The sequence below is a fragment of the Cytobacillus sp. IB215316 genome (assembly GCF_033963865.1).
In the GTDB taxonomy this organism is placed as follows: domain Bacteria; phylum Bacillota; class Bacilli; order Bacillales; family SM2101; genus Nanhaiella; species Nanhaiella sioensis.
Map to the genome: position 1 here is coordinate 1 of NZ_JAXBMC010000055.1, position 1309 is coordinate 1309.

Consider the following 1309-nt stretch of genomic DNA (forward strand, 5'->3'; position numbering starts at 1 on the left):
TATTCAACAATATGGCGCTTTTCTGTCAAACGAAAAGCGTTTTCTTTATGGAAAAGGATTGTGAGAATGCTAAATTTTTGAAATAATATAAAGAAATACATATAGATAATGTAACTTTTTTGGAGAATACCAAATGAAAGAATGGTGCGGTTCGGCTGCGATATGTGTAAATACCAATTCGGAAATACTAATGGTAAAAAGTAAAGACTCTGATGCATGGGTAATCCCTTTAGGAGGAATAGAAGATGGAGAATCCTCAGAGGATTGCTGTATTAGGGAAGTAAAAGAGGAAACAGGATATGATGTGAATATTATGGATTTTATCCTAACAAAAAAACGGTTATTAATGGTATAGATGTCACAACTTATTATTATGAAGTAAACGTAATTGGTGGAAAAATGACAGTCAATGATCCAGACCAAACAATTATAGAAGTTGGATGGAAGTCATTTGAAGAATTACAGACACTCCAACATATGTACCCTGAAGATATAGAGTATATTAAAAATATCTTAGAAAAAGATAAAGTGACTACCTAAACGTATAAGACTTAATGTATGTAGAATTTACACCCATTCCACGAAAAAATAGACCACCCTTAACTCTTTAGCGGGAGCGATTGGGTAGTCTATCTCGATTTATCAGCCGATCCTCTTGGAATACATTATTGATTTTTGTGATTCCTTTTTTTCCACTGATAAAACATATTCCAACAAAATAAAAAGACAATCACCCAAAAATATACGTTGTCCAGTGAAATACCGCCGTTTGAATTTCCACCCAAGACAGTTAGAAGAACAATAAGTAATAAAAGATAAGCGACTGTTAAGAACTGTACCATAAGTGAAGTTTTTCTCGTTTCTCTATTACGATCAAATAGACTGGAAATTATCACAAGTACTACAATAGCTAGAAGTAGTATGTTTTTTATTGTGGGTGTAGAATAGGGGATTTCTGGGAAAAATTCAAATATTAAAAGTACTGTTAAACATAAAACTAGTATAATGCTTATAGGATTTATGTATTTCAAAACATTTCTCCTCTCTTATAAGTATATTTTGTAAGAAACCAAACATAATTGTTTGGTTTCTCTTTTTCTTTTATTCCCACCAATGTGTTACATCGTAATATTGAATTTCAAGAACATCATCAAAAGAATCATCTGAATAATGAACAGTTGTCTCTTTTTTCTAGCCTATTATCCCAAGAACTACTAACCCAAGCCCCTACCAAACTAAAATAAACAATGAATATATCAAATCTTAGTTCTAAATATAAATAATATTTTTAAATATATATCTTTCATGA

Annotated in this window: 2 protein-coding genes; both read left to right on the plus strand. The window is 30.9% G+C overall.

Annotated elements, in window-relative coordinates; genetic code table 11:
• Positions 1-133: 133 nt before the first annotated feature.
• Positions 134-355, plus strand: coding sequence for an NUDIX hydrolase (locus tag SLH48_RS22345; protein ID WP_320259916.1), 222 nt, complete (start codon positions 134-136; stop codon positions 353-355).
• Positions 356-399: 44 nt separating this feature from the next.
• Complete coding sequence (locus SLH48_RS22350) at positions 400-540, plus strand: hypothetical protein (protein WP_320259917.1); 141 nt, start codon at positions 400-402, stop codon at positions 538-540.
• Positions 541-1309: the final 769 nt, after the last annotated feature.